Origin of the sequence: Pseudomonas sp. 50_B (genome assembly GCF_017491625.1) — a bacterium.
Classification (GTDB): Bacteria; Pseudomonadota; Gammaproteobacteria; order Pseudomonadales; family Pseudomonadaceae; genus Aquipseudomonas; species Aquipseudomonas danubii.
This window is the reverse complement of the sequence record NZ_JAFGYX010000128.1, coordinates 1-470: the sequence shown is the minus strand read 5'-3', so window position 1 is coordinate 470 and position 470 is coordinate 1. Positions and strand designations below refer to the sequence as shown.

Genomic DNA, 470 nt, shown 5'->3' with positions numbered 1-470 from the left:
ATCACGACGAGCCACGGCACGCCGAGGATCGAGCCGTTTCCGATGAACGCGAACGGCTGTTGCGGGTTGAAGATCGTCGTGTCGTTGCCCATCAGGCGCGCGATGCCGCGCACGGCGGTCAGCGCCCCGAGCGTGACGATGAAGGGCGGCAGGCGCCGAAACGAGATCAGCCCGCCGTTGACGACGACGAACGCGAGCCCGACGGCGAGCGCGGCCGGAATGCCGAGCCAGCCCCAGCCGGGGAGGTTCGACGCGAGCAGCGACGCGACCGCGGCGGCCGCGAGCACCGAGCCGACCGACAGGTCGATGCCGCCCGTCAGGATCACGAACGTCATGCCGGCGGCGAGCACGATGTTGATCGACGCCTGCTGCGTGACGATCGACAGGTTCTGCAGCGTGAAGAAGCCGTCGGTCATGAAGCCGAAGCCCACGCACAGAAGCACGAGCACGGGCAGCATGCCGGCCGTGCG

General features: G+C 68.9%; 1 pseudogene. It reads right to left on the bottom strand.

Annotated features, from left to right (window positions below):
• Nucleotides 1–470, bottom strand: a pseudogene (locus J5M73_RS31250) (ribose ABC transporter permease); the annotation flags it as partial.